The sequence below is a fragment of the Collinsella aerofaciens genome, assembly GCF_039836695.1.
GTDB classification, from domain to species: Bacteria; Actinomycetota; Coriobacteriia; order Coriobacteriales; family Coriobacteriaceae; genus Collinsella; species Collinsella aerofaciens_BD.
The window spans coordinates 19,879-38,336 of record NZ_JBDPAC010000017.1 but is presented as its reverse complement, the minus strand read 5'-3'; the positions used below and the strand labels follow the sequence as shown (position 1 = coordinate 38,336).

The window sequence follows — 18,458 nt, the reverse complement described above, 5'->3', positions numbered from 1 at the left end:
GAATGCAGGTTATGACCGCATCGCGGGACTCACCGCGCGATGCGCGACAGGCGCCCCGCAAGAGAAACCCTAGGCGTCTTTCACCACGTCGGGACTCGTCGCACGCGATGCGCGATAGGCATCGGCCTCCTTGGAGACGCGTTCGAGCAGCTCGGATGTATCGACGCCCTCGACTTGCGCGACCGTTTCCACCGTCTGCATGGCGACCGCCCTCAGGTACGCGCACGCGCTGTCCCCCAGCTGCTCGAGGTCTATCTCCTCGCCGCCCTCCCGGGCAAAGCCGACCGCCATCACAAAGCCCATGATGCCCGAGACCAGAAAGCCCACCGCAAAGCTCGAATCTGCCTTGAGCTCTTCTCCGTCGGGGTGGACGATCTCTCTCACGCGGTCGATGATGATCGTATGGATGCCCTGCACGACCTGCTCGGCGGCACCCGCCCTCATGGTGATGACGATGCGCCGCAGCAGGCAGCGGACGTCGCGCCGGTCGAACGCCGAAAGGTCGCCCTCGCTCGAAAAATGCCAGAGGGCATCGGTGATGAGCTCGTTATCCTGCAGCAGCTGGGCTATGGCGATGGCGACGAGTTCATCGAAATCGTGAAAATAGTAGTAAAACGTTCCGCGATTGCACTGGGCGGTGCGGGTCACCTCGCCAACCGACAGCTCGAAGATGCTGTTGTTCTCGATGAGCTCCCAAAACGCCTCGATGATACGGGTGCGTGCATCGGGCGCATCGGCGTCCTTACGCGGTCTCGCCATGCGCCTCACCGCACCCCTGCGCCTTGGCGTTCATGATGAGCATCTGAAGACGGTTCTCCACGTTGGCGAAGCTCACGTCGGGATCGTAGTCGAGCGGCAGGAACTGCGCCGTGGGATACTGCTCCTTGAGCGCATGGATGAGCCCGCGCCCCACGACATGGTTGGGCAGACACCCGAACGGCTGCAGGATCACGAAGTTGCGGCAGCCGCGCTTGGCGTGCTCGAGGATCTCCGCCGGAATCAGCACGCCCTCGCCCGCATCGAACGTATGGTGCAGGATCTTATCGCTCGCGCGCACGAGCTCGGGCATGCGCGTCGGCGGCTCGTAGAGCGGGCTCGCCGCGCCCAGGCGGTCGCAACGGTCGTGCGCGAGCTCGAACAGGTTGTCCGCCGTGGCGTACCAGGCCTTTTCGGGCAGCGACAGGTCGACGTGGAACTCGCGCGACTGCGCATGCTTGTAGAAATAGGTCTTGCGGATCACGTCGGTCATGCGCGCCTCGATGACCTCGAGCCCGTTGTCCTCGAGGTAGCGCTCGATCTCGTGGTTGGCGCCGAGATGGAAATTGAGCAGGTACTCGCCCACGATGAGAACGGTCGGATGCGGGTTCGAGCGGTCGTACGGAACGGCGTCCATGATCGCAAGCGCGCGTTTGAAGCCCGTCGCCTGGCCTCTCAGCCCGGAGCGCTCCATGCCCTCGATAACCTCATCGAGCGCGCGGTCGAACGCAGCGTCCGCCGCGCCCTTCTCGAGCTCGTAGGGACGGATGCGCCTAAGCATGGCCTCGAGGGCATCGATTATGGGAAGACCGTAGGCGATCTGGATGCTCGGGCCAAGGCCGAGCTTGAAGCCCGGATGCGCATTGTGGGCATCGACGTCGTCGTTGGTGAGCACCGGGACATAGTCGTATCCCGCGTCGTCGAGCGCGCGGCGCAGCAGGGGCATGTAGTGCGTCAGGCGGCAGTCGCCGATATACTTGCCAGTCACCACGGCGACGTCGTGCGGGTCGTACTTACCGCTCTCGAGTGCCGCGAGCGCCTCGCCGATCACGATTTGCGCGGGGAAGCAGATGTCGTTGTGCACATAGCGTTTGCCCAGGCGGATGGCATCCTCGCGCCCGATATCAAGGGCCTCGGCGCGCACGCCCTGATTGCGCATCGCCGCGGTCATGAGCCTGCAGAACGCATGGGAGGTGTTGGGGACCAGCGCGATCTTGTCGTGCCGGTCGCGCTTGGTGTACTTGACCTTATACGGGTCGTCGAGCGGATGGACCGCGTGCACCCGGGCGCCCTCGGCACGCTCCTCCGCGCGACGACGGTTGACCGACTCGATAAACGAACGCACGCGAATGCCCATGGGACCGGCGACGTCGCTCTCATCGAGCTTGATCATCATCGGAACCTTGGAGCCCATCTCGCCCATCATGCGCGCGATCTCGTCGGTGAGATACGCATCGTGGCCGCAGCCGAAGCTGCCCATCTGCACGAGCTCGAGCTCGGGCGTCGATGCGACGATGACCGCGCACGACAGCATGCGCGCATGGTAGTTGTTCACGATGTCGATGCGGCTGTTGGAAAGATCGACGTTGCAGACCCCCGGCACCGCATCGGGCGTCAGCACGGGGATGCCGCGCTCAGAGAAGAGCTTGGGCAGCCCGTGGTTGACCAGCGGGTCGTTGTGGTACGGGCGCGAAGCGATCACCACCGCGTAGCCGCCGTCCTCGCGCACGTTCTCGAGCACCTGCCTGCCGCGCAGCTGCAGCTGGTTCTCAAACGTCTGCTGCGCGCGGTCCGCCTGCTCGGTCGCCTTGGCAACCAGGTCGGCATCGATATCGAAGGTCTCCTTGCACCACGCCTTGAACTGGCGGTTTCGGTCGCCCTCGTCGTACCAGTGGAACAGCGGCGTATCGAACGGAACGCCGAAACGCTCCTCCGGGTTATCGGAATTGCGCATCACGTAGGGGTATCCCTTTACGACGGCGCACATCCACTCGCTGGTAGAGGCGGTGTTTTCGGTGGGCACCGTCGTGATGATGGGCATGAAGATGCGGTCGACGCCGGCGTCGACGAGATTGCGGATGTGCCCGTGGACGAGCTTGGCCGGGAAGCACACGGTGTCGGATGTGACGTGCGCCAGACCGCGCTCGTACATCGCCTTGGTGCTGCGTCCCGAGACGCGCACCTTAAAGCCGAGCGTGCTGAAGAACGTCGACCAGAACGGCATGGTGTCCCAGAACTCGAGCACACGGGGAATGCCGATCGTGACATCGCGCCCCCCGCAGACGGGAACCGTGGGGTACGGCTCGAACAGCAGCTTCTCGCGGTCGACAAAGAGATTGGGGGCAGCCGCGGTCCGGTCGCGCCCCGTGCCGGGTGCCTGTGCCTCGCAAGCACCCTGCGGACGCAGCTCCTCCGCCGCGGGAACCTCGCGCACGAGCTCATCCCATGAGATGGCGCCGCCGCGCGGGCAGCGATTGCCCGTGACGTAAAGCGAGCCGTCGCCAAATGCCACGACCGCGCGCTGGCAGCGGTTGTTGCACCGACGGCAGGTAACGCCGCCGAACTCGCGATGCTCGAAGCGCTCCACGGCATCGAGCCCGATAAACGACGTGCCGGCGTCGCCCTTGCGGCATTCCTCGCGCGCGAGCAGGGCGATACCGATAGCGCCCATCAGCCCCGGGTGGGGCGCACGCGTGACGGGTTTGCCCAGATACTGCTCGAATGCGCGCAGCACCGCGTCGTTTCGGAACGTGCCGCCCTGGACGACGACTTTGTCGCCCAGACGGTTGAGATTTGAAACGCGAATGACCTTGGTGAACACGTTCTCGATAATCGAACGGCAGAGACCGGCCATGATGTCGCCCGGACCCTTACCGCGCCGCTGCTCGGAAACGACGCTGCTGTTCATGAACACCGTGCAGCGGCTGCCGAGAACGGCGGGGGCTTTGGACGAAAATGCCTCGGTCGCGATATCCTCAACGGCTATTCCGAGGTTTTTGGCAAAACCCTCGAGGAACGAGCCGCAGCCCGCAGAGCACGCCTCGTTGACGACGATATCGGTCAGCACGCCGTGGTTGAGCCAGATGGCCTTCATATCCTGTCCGCCGATGTCGAGCACGAAGGTCGCATCGGGAACGCATGCGCACGCGGCGCGGGTGTGCGCGACCGTCTCGACCGTATGGTAGTCGGCGTGGAACGCGCGCGCGAAAAGCTCCTCGCCGTATCCCGTGGTGCCCACGGCATCGATCGCAAGCGTGACTCCCGCTGTCTCCCAGCGGTTCTTCAAGCTGACAAGACCCTGTTGGGCGACGTCGAGCGGTCTGCCGTTATTAGACGCGTAGAACGAATCGACAAGCTCACCCGCCTCATCGACCAGGGCGAACTTGGTCGTCGTGCTCCCCGAATCGATACCGAGCGCCACACGCACCGTCTCTCCGGGCGCATACGCATCCGGACCCTTTGCCGGCGTCTCTTTGCCATGGCGTGCCGTAAAATCCGCCTGCTCGGCAGGTGTGGCAAAAAAGGGCTGGGCAAGACGTCCCTCCCCGCTTGCGGGCGCGACCGTCTCGAGCTTATCCAGCCGGACAAAAGCGTCGGGAAGGTCGATCGGTTGGGACGATGCGAACATGTCGGTCAGCGACAGGGCGGCACCGCGCGCGACCATGATCTGCGGATCGCGCGGGACGATAACCTGATCGTCCGATAGATTCAGTTGCTCCCGGAACACGCGGACCAGTGTAGGGTTGTAGGCGAGCGTACCGCCCTCGAAGATTACCGGCGGCTCGATGTCGATACCCTGGGCCAGACCGCCGATCGTTTGGCGGGCGACCGCGTGAAGCGCCGAAAGCGCCAGGTCGGTGGTAGGAATGCCCTCGTTGAGCAGCGGCTGGATATCGGTCTTTGCGTACACGCCGCAGCGGCCCGAGACCTCGTGGACGGTCGTTCCCCGGCTTGCGAGCTGCTCGAACTCGCCCGATTCGGTGCCGACCCCCATGAGCTTTGCCATCTCGTCGATAAATGCACCGGTACCGCCTGCGCACGAGCCGTTCATGCGCATGTCGGCAACCTCGATGTCTCCCTTATCGTTGGTGCGGAAGAAGATCATCTTGGCGTCTTGGCCGCCCAGCTCGATGGCGCAGCGCGTCTGCGGATAGAACCTGCTGATCGCGAGCGCGTTGGCGACCACCTCCTGAACGTACGAGGCGCCCAGCGCGGTCGCGATATCGCGCGCACCCGAGCCGGTCACCGCAACGCGCAGCGACTCATGAGGAAAGCGCTCGGCGAGCTCGCCGAGCATGGCGCGCACGCTCGCTGTCTGACACGCCCCGTGGCGGCGATATCCCCACCACGCCTCGGTCATATCCTCGTGCATCGCGTAAACTTTGGTCGTCGTCGACCCTACGTCCAGTCCTACTAGCAACGCCATAATGCTCCGTCTCTCGCATTTTTCCTGCTAGAGATATACCACTCTACGTAATACAACAGACTGTTGTATTTAAACTCCGTATAAAAAGCGGCTGCCGAAACGCTTCAGCAGCCGCCGAATGCACCAACAGATTGTTCTGCGCGCTAGCACGTCGGGCAACGGAGCAGCACGGGCCCTCCGGTCATGCGCACCGCTCACGCCCGCGATGTCGCCGAGAGAGCTATCCACGCTTAGGGCTCCAACCAAGCAAGTCGCCCGCGCTCAGCAGATCCCTAAGCAAGCTACTCGCACTCAGGAGCCATAGCCTGCTCCAAGAGCTCGGCATGCTCCTCCTCGAAAACCGTCCCCACAGGGAAGGCGCGACGGAAGACGAAGTGGGAAATCGGACCGGCTACCAAAAGGTTCCACGGCAGCGCCATCACAAAATTATGCGGGATGTTGATCATCCAGATCGCGAGCACGGAATACAGGTTCGCAAGGATGCCGCCGGGCATGTGCGTCAGACCCTCGCAGGCACCGTACAGCGACATGATGATAACCATGGGAACGACCATGCAGGAGCTGACGGCGAGCGTCATGGCAAGCGGCGAGCTCTTGCCCGGCGTGACCAAGTACTTAAAGGCGAAACCCTTGGCGAGCGGGCTGGCGACGAACCAGTCGCAGCACATGGCAAAAATGTAGGCAACGGGGAAGCCGAGCCACGCAGCGGCAACGACCTCGCCGTTGATGGCCCCGTGCTGCAGGGCAACGTTGTAGATGCTCATCCAGAGCACCATGCAAAAGCACATGATAAAGGTGAACAGCAGGCTCTCTCGTTTGTTGATAGGCATGAAGGGCAGATTCCTTTCTGTGTTACGCCGCGGCACCACGCAACAAAAACGGGCGGGCAAGATGGAGCTGTTGGGACTTCATCTCGCCCGCCCGTGTTACGCGCGTCTGCGACTACTTATGTGGTGGAACCAGCCTAGCACGAAACGCATGCGCTTCGTAAGCGTTGAGTTGATGAAGATGCAGGGCACCGATAATCCCCCGACCCCATAAGTTGCGGTGGAATACGGACTGTTTTGACCCTTTAAGCAACAATTCAGTCCCTATTTCAACGCAACTCATTTGGTGCAAAGTAACCTGTCTCCCTTGCACCAATTAGCTGGTGTGGCGCCAGCGAGGGTCGGTGAGCGTACGCGCCACACCCAGGCCAACGGGCAAAAACGCCACGATGAGCACTGCGCGCACAAACCAGCCGAGCATATTGACTGTGTCGAAGGTGCACATGTAATACATCGAGCGATACAGATACAAACCCGGCACCATAATGACAATCGAAGGCACCGTGAGGGCGATACGCGGGTAGGTGAGCTTGACTTCGGCCAAGCTTGCCAGCAGACCCGATACCAGCGCGCCGATAAACGCTGCTGCCTCGGGAGGCATTCCCGTGCTGAGGCCCAGGAAGGGAATCATCGTCGGCGCATCGACAAGGGTCAGACGCAGGGTATTGGACACGGCGCCGATCAACCCAGCTGCCGCGGCCATCTTTACCGGGCTGTTGAACATCACCGAGAAGCCGAATACGCCAACGAAGCTCATCACCACGCGCAGGAGCGTAAGGGCAAGCGGCGAAAGGCCCAGTGGGGCAAAGTCGTCCGGCGCCAGGCCAACACACTCGGCAACCATCCAACCTACGAGCGTCGCCATCACAATAATCGATACGGCATATGAAAGGCGCTCGATACCGCTTCGCATGTCGAGCTTGGCGATGTCGAGGCCCGCCGTAATGAGCGGAAAGCCGGGAATCACAAAGAGCATGGCGCCGATATAGCCTTCTTGGTGCGACATTGCCCCCGGTATGACCTGGCCAAGACCGAGCAATGCCAGCAGATACGAAACGCAAGCGAGCGCAACGCCGGTCGTCAGCGCGCTGAACTGACCAAGGCCTTGCTTGAGAATATGGGAGCGGGCAAAGTTGCCGACACCCGCGCCCACGAACGCGCAGGCCATCTCGATAGGGCCGCCGCCGAGCAAAAAAACGAAGGCGCCACAGGCGCAGGCCGCCGCAAGGCCCTGTTGCCAAGGCGCGTAATCAGGTTTTGAACTCTCAACGGTCTTGAGCATCTCGTGATACTCGTGCACCGTGAAGCGACGACCATAGGTCTCGATTTCCTTGAGGAAACTCTCCATCATCCAAATGCGATGGGTATTGACGCCCGTTGTGGGCAAGCTGACGACCTCATTAAAGCAGTGACCATCTTCGATGCAAGTACACTCAAACGACAGGAGACTTAAGTCAACGTGGATGGTCACACCGAGTACGGCGGCGACACGATTCATGGTATCGCGAACACGCCAGGCACCCGTTCCGCTCGCGAGCATAAGCATACCGGTGCGGCAGATGATGGATGATTTATCGGTGAGCGGCGCATCGACGGCAAGTTCATCGCCTGCCGTCACGATCTGGTGCCAGTCAGTTTTCATATGGAGCGCGCCGGCACGGACACCGTGGTGCATGGGGGCTCTCGAAAGCAGCGAGTCAAGGCGCGAAGGCTGTGAGGGCTCCGCCGATTCGCCCTCGTCCTCGTCGGGCTCTTCATCGACCAGATCAAAGGAATCAAGCGGCGCTGGCTCGCGACGGTCGATCAGCTCCTCGTCCTCATCATCAAAGTAATTGAACTGATCGAGCATGTCCTCTTCGATTGAACGCTCGCTCGCGTCGTCCATATAGACGCTCCCTTCCTACCGACTAACCCCCATCCTAGGCAGCAACGGCTAAAGGAAACATAAAAGAGACGGCTGTCATGCGAGCCATGTGCGCAATATCCGTTGGGTAGTCGTTTAAGAACGTCCCCAATGACTACATCGATGTTCTAAGTGTCAACCAAGTCAACGCCGCAGGTAGAGGACGGACAGCGAGCGACGTCCAGGGCGAACAAGTTGGCATGAAAAAGGCAAGGCATAGACCTTCTGGTCATGCCTTGCCTTTTGAATGACAAATTGTCGCCCTGGGCGGCGCGCAGCGTCAACTGGTTACGCGGGTTGGTAAACCCGCGTAACCACCTAGGTCGCGCCCTTGAAGTTGAACGTCAGATTGTCCAAATGCGGCCCGTGCAGCGTCGAGCCGTTACGCGGTTCGTAGAACCGCGTAACAAGTTAGTACATCTTTGCGCCGGCGGGGATGGAGGCGTCGAGCTGGATCAGGTTGAGGCGCTCCTCACCATCCTCCTCGTGGATGGCACTGATGAGCATGCCGCAGCTGGGGATGCCCATCATCTTGCGCGGAGGCAGGTTGGTGATGGCGAGCAAGGTCTTGCCGACCAGGTCCTCGGGCTCGTAATAAGCGTGAATACCGGAGAGGATGGTGCGGTCGGTACCGGTACCGTCGTCGAGCGTAAAGTTCAGCAGCTTCTTGGACTTCTTGACGGCCTCGCATGCCTTGACCTTCACAGCGCGGAAGTCGCTCTTGGAGAAGGTATCAAAGTCGACGAACTCCTCAAACAGCGGCTCAACGGCGATCTTGGAGTAATCGAGCGTGGGCTTAAGCGACTTAACGAACGGGCTCGCGGCGTTGCCGGCCTCGGCAGCCTTGGCGGCAGCGGCACCGGACTGGAAACCCTTCTCGGGCTTCATGTGCGGGAACAGCAGCACGTCGCGGATAGAAGCCTGGTTGGTAAGCAGCATGACCACGCGGTCGATACCAATGCCAATGCCGCCCGCGGGAGGCATACCGTACTCGAGGGCGCGCACGTAGTCCTCGTCGTACTCCATGGCCTCGTCGTCACCGCCGGCCTTCTCGGCCATCTGAGCGGCAAAGCGCTCGGCCTGGTCGACCGGGTCGTTGAGCTCGGAGAACGCGTTGGCGTACTCGTGACCGGCAATAACCAGCTCAAAGCGGTGCGTCAGGCGCGGGTCGTCCTCAAAACGCTTGGCAAGCGGGCTGACCTCGATGGGGTAATCGCACACGAACGTCGGGTTGACGATGGTGTCCTCGCCCAGCTCATCGTAAATCTCGGCGATGATCTTGCCAGCAGTCCACTCGGGCTTGATCTCCAGGCCCTTCTCGCGCGCGGCGGCAGCAAGCTCCTCGACCGGCGTGTCGATGGTGACCTGCTTGCCGAGCACGTCGGAGACGATGTCGGTCATGGGACGGCTGGCCCACTCACCAGAAAGGTCGATGGTCTGGCCCTGGTACTCGATGACCTCGGGGTTGCCGATGGCCTTGTTAGCTGCCTTAATGACACCCTGGGCGAGCGCCTTCATGCCCTCGAGGTCGGAGAAGGCACGGTAGGCCTCCATCGTGGTGAACTCGGGGTTGTGGGTAAGGTCCATGCCCTCGTTACGGAAGATGCGGCCGATCTCGAACACGCGCTCAAAACCACCGACGATGCAGCGCTTGAGGTGGAGCTCGGTGGCAATACGCAGGTAGCACTCCTGATCGAGCGCGTTGAAGTGGGTAATGAACGGCTTGGCAGTAGCGCCGCCCTGGATGGTCTGCAGGATGGGGGTCTCGACCTCCATGTAGCCGTCGGACTCCATAAAGCGACGGAAGGTGGAGAGAATCTGCGAACGCTTACGGAAGGTCTCGCGAACGTCGTCGTTGGCGATCAGGTCGACATAGCGCTGGCGATAGCGGGTCTCCTTGTCGGAAAGACCGTGGAACTTCTCGGGCAGCGGACGAACGGCCTTGGCAAGCAGGGTCGGGCTCTTAGGAGCAACGGAAAGCTGGCCGCGCTGGGTGCGCACGACCACGCCGGTCACGCCCAGGATGTCGCCCAGGTCGAGGGCCTTGAGCGTATTCCAGGCAGTCTCGTCCATGTCGTTGATGCGGCAGAACAGCTGAATCTCGGCAGTCGCATCGCGCACGACGATGAACATGATCTTGCCCTGACCGCGCTTGGCGACCACTCGGCCGGCGATCTTCACGACGTCCTCGGTGTCCTCGCCATCGGCAAGCTCGGCGTACTTAGCCTCGATATCGACGACGTAGTCCTCAAGCTCAGAGTGCTCAGGATAGGGGTTCTGGCCCGCCTCGAACAGGGCGGCGCGCTTGGCCAGGCGGGTGGCGCGCTCGTCGTTGAGCGTCGATGCCTGATCGGCGGCGTTCTGGTTCTCTGCCATAAGTTAGCTCCTCAAACTAAAACGCTCCCCAGGATTCGGTCCCAGGGAGCGAAAACATACCTTTACGCGGGACCGTGGTCTAGCGTGCGATCTTGGCGATGGTGTAGACGCGAGTCTTGCCGGAAGGCGTAACGACCTCGACGGAATCGCCCTCGCCGTGACCAATGATGGCGTGACCGACCGGAGACTCGTTGGAAATCTTGTGCTCGAGCGAGTTGGTCTCGGTGGTACCGACGAGCGTGACTTCCATGACCTCGCCGTTGGGATCAATCAGCGAAACGGTGGAACCGATGGAGACGGTCAGGTCGCCCGTGGTGGCAGCAACCTGAGCGTTGGCGAGGATGGCCTGGATCTCGGCAATACGAGCGGCGTTCTGGGCCTGCTTGTCCTTAGCGGCGTCGTACTCGGAGTTCTCCGAAAGGTCGCCGAACGCGCGGGCTTCCTTGATGTCCTCGACGATCTCCTTGGCATAATCGCCCTCACGCCAAGCGAGCTCCTCGACGAGCTTCTGGCGGCCCTCAGCGGTCAGTACGATCTGGCTTGCGTCCATACGGATATCTCCCCAACTCTGATCAAACAATCAACTGTCAACAAAACGAAAAAAAGACCGGCTAGCCTGCGGGCAAGCCGGTCAGGTGCTCACCCCAAAGGGATGGGACTACTCTGCGTCCGCGTCGCTGTCCTCTGCCTGCTTCTTCTTGGCAGCAGCGAGCTTGGCCTCGAGCTCAGCGATCTCCTTGTCCTCCTCGGACTGCTCGACCACGACCTCCTCGGCCTGCTTGGTCTCGGCCTTATCGTCGCCTTCCATACCCTCGCGGATATTCTTGACGGTAGAGCCGAGGGACTTGCCGAGCTTCGGCAGGTTCTTGGGCCCGAAGATAATCAGGACAACGACGAGAATAATGATGAGCTCAGGAGCCCTCAGTCCAAACATGTAGACCTCCACAATACAGCGAGACAAGCTCGAATGAGTATACCGCGGGTATCGCGGTATCACAACACTAGCTAAAAAAAGGGACCGCAAGAAGCGGTCCCTCCTCATGCTCTGGTCGGGTTGACTGGATTTGAACCAGCGACCCCTGCGTCCCGAACGCAGTGCTCTACCAAACTGAGCCACAACCCGTTAGCTCGACTATAGTAACAAAGATTTTCGCCGCGTGCTAGAGAAATTTTAATTTCTTTGGCGCGTCGATTTGAACCGTGTTGGGAATAAGCTCAGTCGCGCAGGCCCACCAGCCATTTTGCTGGGCAGCATCGGCAAGCCTTTCGGCCGTGGCAGCGGTGTCGCAAATGGCAAACGAGCAGGCACCCGATCCGCACACATCTACAGCAACGGTTCCGTCCTGTTTACGCAGCCAGTCGAGGACCGTTTGAATCTGCGACTCCATCTGTGCGGAAATGACACCAAGGTTGTTATGGATGAGTGCATATGCCGTCTCGGCATCACCAGCACGCAAGGCAGAAGCTATCGCGCCGGGCTTGTCCGCAGGCACCGGGGCCTCGTCAAAACGTCGATAGGCTTCAATTGTCGAAACGCTTGCCTCGCGCGGCTTGACCAGCACGACGGGCGTCGCGGGCAGCGCGGGGTACTCAGTTGCCAGCACGTCTCCCCCACCTACGTAGAACGCAGGACTCGCGTGCAAAAAGAACGGGACGTCAGCACCAATGCCCCGCGCAATATCGTCGAGCGCTGGGTCGGTGCGATCAATGCCCCAGAGCTCCGCCAAGGCGACAATGACCGCGGCCGCATCCGTCGAGGGGCCGCCCAAGCCGGCGCACAATGGAATGCGCTTCTCAATCGTCACGCAGATGTTTGCCTCGCGACCATAATGCTCGGCCATAGCAACCGCAGCCCGATACGCCGTATTCTTTTGCATGGGAAAATCTGATGCCGGAACCGTCTGGACGGTCAGCGCCTGCGCCGGCGTGACCGTCACGGTATCGGAAAGACCGACGGCTGCCATCAGGGAATCGACCCTGTGGTAGCCGCGGTCATCGCGCTCGGTATGAACCCCCAGGTAGAGGTTAATCTTTGCCGGCGCGGAAAGGGTCAGGGACCAATCGGTCACCGTTAATGCTCCTCGAGCTGATTGCCGAGCGGGGTAAAGATATGCTCGCCGCTCTCGGGGTCGAACAGCTCGACCTGGCCGGTGAGGACATCGATGTACTGGTAGGACTGCCGCGACTTGCGGCCGCGACGCTCGTCAACCTCGACAATGAAGACGGCCGGGTGGACGCTCTTGATGGTGCCCATGCGCTCGACAACGCGGGTGCGGCCCATGTTGGCCTTCACCTTGACGCGATCGCCCACCATATCGGTCAGCTTCTCGTGGATGTCGTCGACGTGATTGACTTCCATCTCTTCCATGAACAGGGCCTCCAGAAGGTGCAATTCAACAAGGGGATAATACCCCTAAGATAGACAAAACTCTAATACTATAGCACCCTGTTGTGGCCATACGCAAGTAGCTAAAAAAGCCCGGTCTCGAATACGTACCAGACGACAATCTCGCATGACCAGTTGTTACGCGGTTTGGTAAAACCGCGTAACCTAAAGGTTGTCGGTGTCCAAGACGATGGTGAATGGGCCGTCGTTGACCAAGTCGACTTTCATATCGGCGCCAAAGATGCCGTGCGCCACATGCTCAACGTCCTCGTGCACAAGCGTCAGGAAGTACTCGTAGAGCTCGTTGGCGACATCGGGGGCGCCGGCATCCGTAAACGACGGACGGCGACCGTGGCGGCAGTCGGCGAACAGCGTGAACTGCGACACCACGAGAACCTCGCCGTCGACATCGGCAAGCGCCAGATTGGTCTTGCCGTTCTCATCCTCGTTGATGCGCAGGCCGCGGAGCTTGCCCCACAGCTTGTCGGCCTCGGCACGCGAGTCACCGTGACCCACGCCAAGCAGCACTAGGTAGCCGCGTCCAATGCGACCCACGCACTCGCCGTCGACCGTCACGCCGGCGTTGAGCACGCGCTGCACCACCGCACGCACGGTCTACTCCTCGCCCGTCAGTTTGGCGGACAGATGCTCGAGTGCATGGAATCGATGGCTGATGGCGTTCTTCTCGTCCGCCGTGAGCTCGGCCATGGTCTTGCCCGGCGTATCGACCGGCAGGAACAGCGGGTCGTAGCCAAAGCCGTGATCGCCGCGGCCCTCGTGCGCGATAACGCCCTCGCAGGCGCCCTCGCCATAGGTAACCAGACCATCCGTGTCGATGAGCGCAACGACGCTCATAAAGCGTGCGGTGCGATCCTCGTCCGCCACGCCTTCCAGGTTAACGAGCAGCTTTGCATTGTTGGCGGCATCGTCGCCATGCACGCCCGCATAGCGCGCGCTATACACACCGGGCTCGCCGTCCAGCGCGTCGACGACCAGGCCCGAATCGTCGGCAATGGCCATAAGGCCCGTCTCCTCAACCGCGGCTTGGGCCTTGATGATGGCGTTCTCCAAAAACGTCGTGCCGTTTTCCTCGGGATCCTCAAAATCACCCAGCTGGCCGAGCGCCACAAAGCGCACCTCGGGCATGACCTTGCCCAAAATGGCCTCGATCTCGGTGAGCTTATGGGCGTTGCCCGTTGCCACGACGATGATCGCCGCCGGGTCGAGGGTGTCGATGTCAATCTTCTCAAGTGCCATGACTGGCCTCCTTGTCTCTATAGCAAGCCGCGTGAGGGGCGTTTGGGCACTTGACCTCTCCCCTCTCAGGCGATCGGACCTTTCAACGCAGCATTTCAGCAGATAAAACCTACCAAAATAAACCTGTCCCTTTTGGCAGGTTAGGCGATGGCTTGGCGCTGAAGCTCGATGAGCTCGGCGATACCCTTGTCGCCCAGGTCGAGCAGGGCGTTGAGGCGCTTGCGGTCAAAGGGCGCCCGCTCGCCGGTGCCCTGGAGCTCGATCATCTCGCCAGTGTCGGTGGCGACGAGGTTCATGTCGACCTCGGCATGACTGTCCTCGGAATAATCGAGGTCAAGCAGCGTATTGCCGTCGACAACGCCCATAGAGATGGCAGCCACCTGGCCGGTAAGCGGGATGCGCTCGATCTTGCCCGCCTCGACCCACATGGCGAGGGCGTCGTGCAGCGCCACCCAGGCGCCGGTGATGCTCGCTGTACGCGTGCCGCCATCGGCCTGAATCACATCGCAGTCGACGGTGACGGTGTACTCGCCGAGCGCCTTCATGTTGACGACGGTACGCAGGCTGCGGCCAATGAGGCGCTCGATCTCCATGGAGCGACCCTTGCGGTTGGCGTGCTCGCGCTTGCAGCGCTTGCCGGTCGACGCCGGCAGCATGGCGTATTCCGCGGTCACCCAGCCGGCCTTAGCTCCCTTTCGCCAGCCCGGCACGCCCTCCTCGATAGTGGCGGCGCACAGCACGCGCGTGTCACCGAACTCGGCCAAACACGAGCCGTGGGCGTGCTTCATGACGCCACGGGTGAGCTTAACGGGGCGCAACTCGTTGGCGGCGCGGCCGTTGGCGCGGTTGACCTGCATGTACTCCATAGAAATATCCTTTCGGCAAAAGATGTGGCGAAGGCTTGGCGGCTGCCTTACATCTATTTCAGCTCATCGATATCGATATGTTCGATGCTCTTGAGCGGCTGACCAAAGATAAAGCTGCCCGCCACCGCAAACTCGGCAATATTATCGGCCGTCGTTGCAAAACGATGTTGCGGCTCGGCTGCGTCGCCCGCCAGCTGCTCGCGGCGCGTGAGGATATCGGTCAGCTCGCGCGTGGTCTCCTCGGCGGAACTCACGACGCGCACCCCAGGCCCCAGTGCATGGCGGATAGGTCCCACCAACAGCGGGAAATGCGTACAGCCAAGCACCACGGTATCGATACCGTGGTCGCGCAGCGGCTCAACCGTGGCACCCACCAGCGCACGCACGGCAGGCGTATCGAAGATGTCCTCGTTCTCAAGCCACTGTTCCTGCAGGTGTGCACCCGAGGCGAGCTCGTGTTCGACAACCTCGACAAAGCTCGAGGCAGGACAGCCGTATACATCGACGCCGGCATCTAGATCCTGAATGGCGCGCGTGTAGGCGCCCGAGCGAATAGTGAGGTTGGTGGCGAGCACGCCCACGCGACGCGTACGCGTGCTGTTGATTGCCGCACGGGCACCCGGCGCGATCACACCGATCACGGGAACGTCGAGCACCTGCTGGGCCAGACGCAAGGCCGCAGCGGTCGCCGTGTTGCAGGCGATGACCATAATCTTGACGTCGTGCTTCGAAAGCCAACGACCCGCCTGCAACGCAAACGAGCGCACTTCATCCTCGGTGCGCGTGCCATAAGGGCAGCGCTTAGTGTCACCGAAATAGTAAACGGACTCGTGCGGAAGTGCCGTTGCGATCGCGCGCGCGACCGTCAAGCCGCCCAGGCCCGAGTCGAACACGCCGATCGGACGCGTGTCCCCGGCCATATTATCGATATCGGACATTACCTCACCAGATTCTCTCTCGAAAAATGCGACCAATCGTGATGCGTCGCGCTACGAACGGGCTGCGACCAGCAGCTCGGCCGTTGCCACCCAACCGTCGACAATCTTGCCGCGCGTAATATAGGCATTGTCGCAGGCGTCCAAGAACTCCGGGGCACCGGCGCTCGTCAGACCGTTCTCGACCAGGCAGAACATGCCAACATGGTCGGCCATGTAGAAGTCGGACTCGGAGTCGCCGAGCGCAAGCGTCTCCTCGCGCTCGATCCCCAGGTGCTCGCAGAAGCGCGCAATGGCAACGCCTTTGTTAAGACCCGCCGGATTGATGTTGAAGGCGCGACCGTCCTCGACGCGATCGAGCTCGAGCGTCGTCGGCTTGGACAGGTGAGTCAGATGGCCGTTGCAAGCCCAGATCAGACCGCAGCCGGCCTCGTCCAGGATGGCCTGGACCTCATCGTCGGGCACATCGCCGCGCATGCCGACGGTGACCTCACGGTACTTGTAGCCGGTCGACATGTCGTTGTGGTACTCGATCTTGTGCGGCCAGCGGGCAAGGATCTTCTCGCACACGCCGGTCTGCTCGATCACCTGGTGCGGAGTAAGGCCGCAGGCGGGGTCGTAAGGCATGTCGCCGGTCAGATACTCCCAATCGTTGGCTTTGAGGTCGTACATGACCAGGCCGCCCATCTCGCCGATGTAGGAGTTGAGGCCGAGCACGCGCGCGTCCTCGTGGATCATGGTACGATTGCGGCCCGAGGTGGGAACCACCTGAATACCAGCGCGAGCGAGCGCCACGACGGCCTCGACGAGTTTGGTCGAGGGGTTGCCGTCGTTGTCGCGCAGCACGCACGAGCCGGGCGCGAGCATCGTGGCATCCAGGTCGGTAAAGACGTACTTGACCTTGGCCAAGCGCTCGCGCATCTCGCCCGAAAGCTCGGCAACGGTCGGCAGGGTGTTGTGGGACATGGTTACTCCGTTTACGTAGAAGGGTTTGGACTTGGACGGCATGTTTTGATTGAGGGAACACGCTTATGGCGACAGCGCACTCAGGGCGCCGCCGCCATCATGGTTCATTAGTCAAACTGGGTAACATCGATCAGGCGATTGGCCAGCGAAAGGTCGCTCTCGATGGGCACGAACTCGTCGCCCACGTGCATGAGCTCCTCGTCACCCTTTGCCAGCAGCAAGACAATGGTGGGAGCATCGGGGTTGACGTACTCCTCGCGCGCCGCCTTGAACGCCGCATGCACAGCGGCTTCGCGGTCGAGGATGATCTTGTTCGGCGTATCGTCGGGAACATGCTCGGCAAGCTCGCGACAGACCTTCATCGGGTCCTCGTGAGCCGGGTCCTCGTTGGCAAAGATCATCAGGTCGGAATATGGTGCGGCCTCGCGCGGAAGCTGCTCACGGCGCTCCTGCGCCTTGCCGCCGGCAGCGCCAAACACCGCAATGACGGGGCTGGCGGGAAACGCGCGCTTGACCGACGAGAAAAGCGAACGGAACGAAAGCTGGTTGTGCGCATAGTCGACGACGCAGATCACGCGGCCGTCCTTCGACTCCACGACCTCCATACGGCCCGGCACACGCAGTTTGGAGAGGCCCTTCTTGATGGCCTCGATACCGATGCCGATCTCGCGCGCAGCGGCGATAGCGACCAGCGCGTTCTCCACGTTAAAGTCGCCCGCGATACCCAGCAGGACCTTCTCCCCCGCCTCGGGCTCGTCGGCGCTCATGCCGTGCAGGTTAAACTCGATGTTAAAGCCGAGCATGCGGGCATCGCTCGCCCACAGGCTTGCCTCGGGATGCTCGACGCCAACGGTCACCAAGCGCTCGGCCGTCGACGCTGCCCCCAGCACACGGTCAACCTCTTCGGTGCCCAGATTCACCACGGCGGTCTTTGCCTGGTCAAAGATCCTGAGTTTGCTCTCAAAATAATCCTCAAACGTGGGGTGTTCGATCGGCGAGATGTGGTCGCGGCCGATGTTGAGGAAGCACGCCACGTCAAACGGCAGATTCTCGACGCGTTGGTACTTGAGCGCCTGGCTCGAGACCTCCATGACCATGGACTGGCGACCGGACGTGCGGCAGTTGGCGATATGGCGCCAGACCTCGGGGGCCTCGGGCGTAGTATTGGTGCTCTCGTAGCACTCGATACCATCGTCGGTACTCACCGAGCCGATCATGCCGCAGGACTCGCCCGCCGCCTTGATGATGGACTGGAGCATAAAAGCGGCCGTGGTCTTTCCCTTGGTGCCGGTGATGCCCACGATCTTGACGTCGTGGTCGGGACGGTCGTAGACCTCCGGCGGCAACAGGGCCATGGCCGTGCGAACGCTATCAACAACCAGCATCGCAGCACCGCTCTCCTGCGCCAGCGGCTCCAGAGACTCGACCAGCGACTCCTCGCACACAAATGCGACGGCGCCCGCATCGAGCGCCATGCTCAAAAACGCGGGCTTAAAGGCAGCACCTTTGCAGAAGAACACGTCACCTGCCGAGACCACGCGCGAATCAAACGAGCAGCCGGTCACGGCACGCTCGTCAACCTGCTCTGATGCGCGCAACTCGCCGCACACATCGAGCAGCTTGGCAAGCGTATCGACCGTGGTCACGGTCGCGGAATCCGAATGGTGCATCTTTCACCTTTCTCAGCCATTTGGCAGGGACGGTTTTATAGTAACTGAAACGCACCCACGCAAAAACGGCTCCCGGAGGAGCCGTTACGC

At 61.5% G+C, this 18,458-nt stretch carries 15 protein-coding genes and 1 tRNA gene; all 16 read right to left on the bottom strand.

Going from position 1 to position 18,458, the window contains the following annotated elements; translation table 11 throughout:
* Positions 1 to 69: 69 nt before the first annotated feature.
* Positions 70 to 759, bottom strand: coding sequence for a TetR/AcrR family transcriptional regulator (locus ABG996_RS08195; protein WP_347479538.1), 690 nt, complete (start codon positions 757 to 759; stop codon positions 70 to 72).
* Entirely contained in the window at positions 743 to 5,182 is a 4,440-nt protein-coding gene (locus tag ABG996_RS08190; RefSeq protein WP_347479536.1) for an acyl-CoA dehydratase activase, read from the bottom strand. Before ABG996_RS08190 ends, ABG996_RS08195 begins: the two co-directional genes overlap by 17 nt.
* A gap of 281 nt (positions 5,183 to 5,463) precedes the next feature.
* The gene (locus tag ABG996_RS08185; protein WP_347479534.1) at positions 5,464 to 6,012 is read right to left on the bottom strand and encodes a DUF2798 domain-containing protein; all 549 of its coding nucleotides are present in this window, start codon (positions 6,010 to 6,012) and stop codon (positions 5,464 to 5,466) included.
* Positions 6,013 to 6,325: 313 nt separating this feature from the next.
* Positions 6,326 to 7,894: a threonine/serine exporter family protein gene (locus ABG996_RS08180; RefSeq protein ID WP_238057639.1), complete on the bottom strand. Its 1,569-nt coding sequence runs from the start codon at positions 7,892 to 7,894 to the stop codon at positions 6,326 to 6,328.
* Positions 7,895 to 8,323: 429 nt separating this feature from the next.
* Positions 8,324 to 10,288, bottom strand: coding sequence for a lysine--tRNA ligase (gene lysS, locus ABG996_RS08175; RefSeq protein ID WP_347500978.1), 1,965 nt, complete (start codon positions 10,286 to 10,288; stop codon positions 8,324 to 8,326).
* Between the two features lie 79 nt (positions 10,289 to 10,367).
* On the bottom strand, positions 10,368 to 10,838 hold the full coding sequence (gene greA / locus ABG996_RS08170; RefSeq protein ID WP_006234960.1) for a transcription elongation factor GreA: 471 nt from the start codon (positions 10,836 to 10,838) through the stop codon (positions 10,368 to 10,370).
* A gap of 108 nt (positions 10,839 to 10,946) precedes the next feature.
* Complete coding sequence (gene tatA, locus ABG996_RS08165; RefSeq protein WP_022094895.1) at positions 10,947 to 11,222, bottom strand: twin-arginine translocase TatA/TatE family subunit; 276 nt, start codon at positions 11,220 to 11,222, stop codon at positions 10,947 to 10,949.
* 112 nt (positions 11,223 to 11,334) lie between these two features.
* Positions 11,335 to 11,411 (bottom strand) — tRNA-Pro (locus tag ABG996_RS08160).
* Between the two features lie 37 nt (positions 11,412 to 11,448).
* Positions 11,449 to 12,357 carry a 4-(cytidine 5'-diphospho)-2-C-methyl-D-erythritol kinase gene (gene ispE, locus ABG996_RS08155; protein WP_347479529.1) on the bottom strand — a complete coding sequence of 303 codons (909 nt, stop codon included), beginning with the start codon at positions 12,355 to 12,357 and terminating at the stop codon, positions 11,449 to 11,451.
* 2 nt (positions 12,358 to 12,359) lie between these two features.
* Entirely contained in the window at positions 12,360 to 12,656 is a 297-nt protein-coding gene (locus tag ABG996_RS08150; RefSeq protein ID WP_006234957.1) for a Veg family protein, read from the bottom strand.
* A 183-nt stretch (positions 12,657 to 12,839) separates the two neighbouring features.
* A complete protein-coding gene (dtd, locus tag ABG996_RS08145; protein WP_347479527.1) occupies positions 12,840 to 13,286 on the bottom strand; it encodes a D-aminoacyl-tRNA deacylase in 447 nt (148 codons plus the stop codon).
* 3 nt (positions 13,287 to 13,289) lie between these two features.
* Positions 13,290 to 13,931 carry an RdgB/HAM1 family non-canonical purine NTP pyrophosphatase gene (gene rdgB / locus ABG996_RS08140; protein ID WP_347479525.1) on the bottom strand — a complete coding sequence of 214 codons (642 nt, stop codon included), beginning with the start codon at positions 13,929 to 13,931 and terminating at the stop codon, positions 13,290 to 13,292.
* A gap of 140 nt (positions 13,932 to 14,071) precedes the next feature.
* Positions 14,072 to 14,797 (bottom strand): ribonuclease PH, encoded by a 726-nt coding sequence (gene rph / locus ABG996_RS08135; RefSeq protein WP_347479523.1) that lies wholly within the window; start codon positions 14,795 to 14,797, stop codon positions 14,072 to 14,074.
* Between the two features lie 53 nt (positions 14,798 to 14,850).
* Positions 14,851 to 15,735 (bottom strand): glutamate racemase, encoded by an 885-nt coding sequence (gene murI, locus ABG996_RS08130; protein WP_195920122.1) that lies wholly within the window; start codon positions 15,733 to 15,735, stop codon positions 14,851 to 14,853.
* A 51-nt stretch (positions 15,736 to 15,786) separates the two neighbouring features.
* A complete protein-coding gene (locus ABG996_RS08125) occupies positions 15,787 to 16,698 on the bottom strand; it encodes an HAD family hydrolase (protein WP_346976717.1) in 912 nt (303 codons plus the stop codon).
* Between the two features lie 107 nt (positions 16,699 to 16,805).
* Positions 16,806 to 18,368: a Mur ligase family protein gene (locus ABG996_RS08120; RefSeq protein WP_347479520.1), complete on the bottom strand. Its 1,563-nt coding sequence runs from the start codon at positions 18,366 to 18,368 to the stop codon at positions 16,806 to 16,808.
* Between the last annotated feature and the right edge of the window lie 90 nt (positions 18,369 to 18,458).

What these genes read in the sequence shown, in the direction of transcription:
- ABG996_RS08195 (WP_347479538.1), bottom strand. Translation starts at nt 759, where the DNA reads ATGGCGAGACCGCGTAAGGACGCCGATGCGCCCGATGCACGCACCCGT.
- ABG996_RS08190 (WP_347479536.1), bottom strand. Translation starts at nt 5,182, where the DNA reads ATGGCGTTGCTAGTAGGACTGGACGTAGGGTCGACGACGACCAAAGTT.
- ABG996_RS08185 (WP_347479534.1), bottom strand. Translation starts at nt 6,012, where the DNA reads ATGCCTATCAACAAACGAGAGAGCCTGCTGTTCACCTTTATCATGTGC.
- ABG996_RS08180 (WP_238057639.1), bottom strand. Translation starts at nt 7,894, where the DNA reads ATGGACGACGCGAGCGAGCGTTCAATCGAAGAGGACATGCTCGATCAG.
- lysS (WP_347500978.1), bottom strand. Translation starts at nt 10,288, where the DNA reads ATGGCAGAGAACCAGAACGCCGCCGATCAGGCATCGACGCTCAACGAC.
- greA (WP_006234960.1), bottom strand. Translation starts at nt 10,838, where the DNA reads ATGGACGCAAGCCAGATCGTACTGACCGCTGAGGGCCGCCAGAAGCTC.
- tatA (WP_022094895.1), bottom strand. Translation starts at nt 11,222, where the DNA reads ATGTTTGGACTGAGGGCTCCTGAGCTCATCATTATTCTCGTCGTTGTC.
- ABG996_RS08150 (WP_006234957.1), bottom strand. Translation starts at nt 12,656, where the DNA reads ATGGAAGAGATGGAAGTCAATCACGTCGACGACATCCACGAGAAGCTG.
- rdgB (WP_347479525.1), bottom strand. Translation starts at nt 13,931, where the DNA reads ATGGCACTTGAGAAGATTGACATCGACACCCTCGACCCGGCGGCGATC.
- rph (WP_347479523.1), bottom strand. Translation starts at nt 14,797, where the DNA reads ATGGAGTACATGCAGGTCAACCGCGCCAACGGCCGCGCCGCCAACGAG.
- murI (WP_195920122.1), bottom strand. Translation starts at nt 15,735, where the DNA reads ATGTCCGATATCGATAATATGGCCGGGGACACGCGTCCGATCGGCGTG.
- ABG996_RS08125 (WP_346976717.1), bottom strand. Translation starts at nt 16,698, where the DNA reads ATGTCCCACAACACCCTGCCGACCGTTGCCGAGCTTTCGGGCGAGATG.
- ABG996_RS08120 (WP_347479520.1), bottom strand. Translation starts at nt 18,368, where the DNA reads ATGCACCATTCGGATTCCGCGACCGTGACCACGGTCGATACGCTTGCC.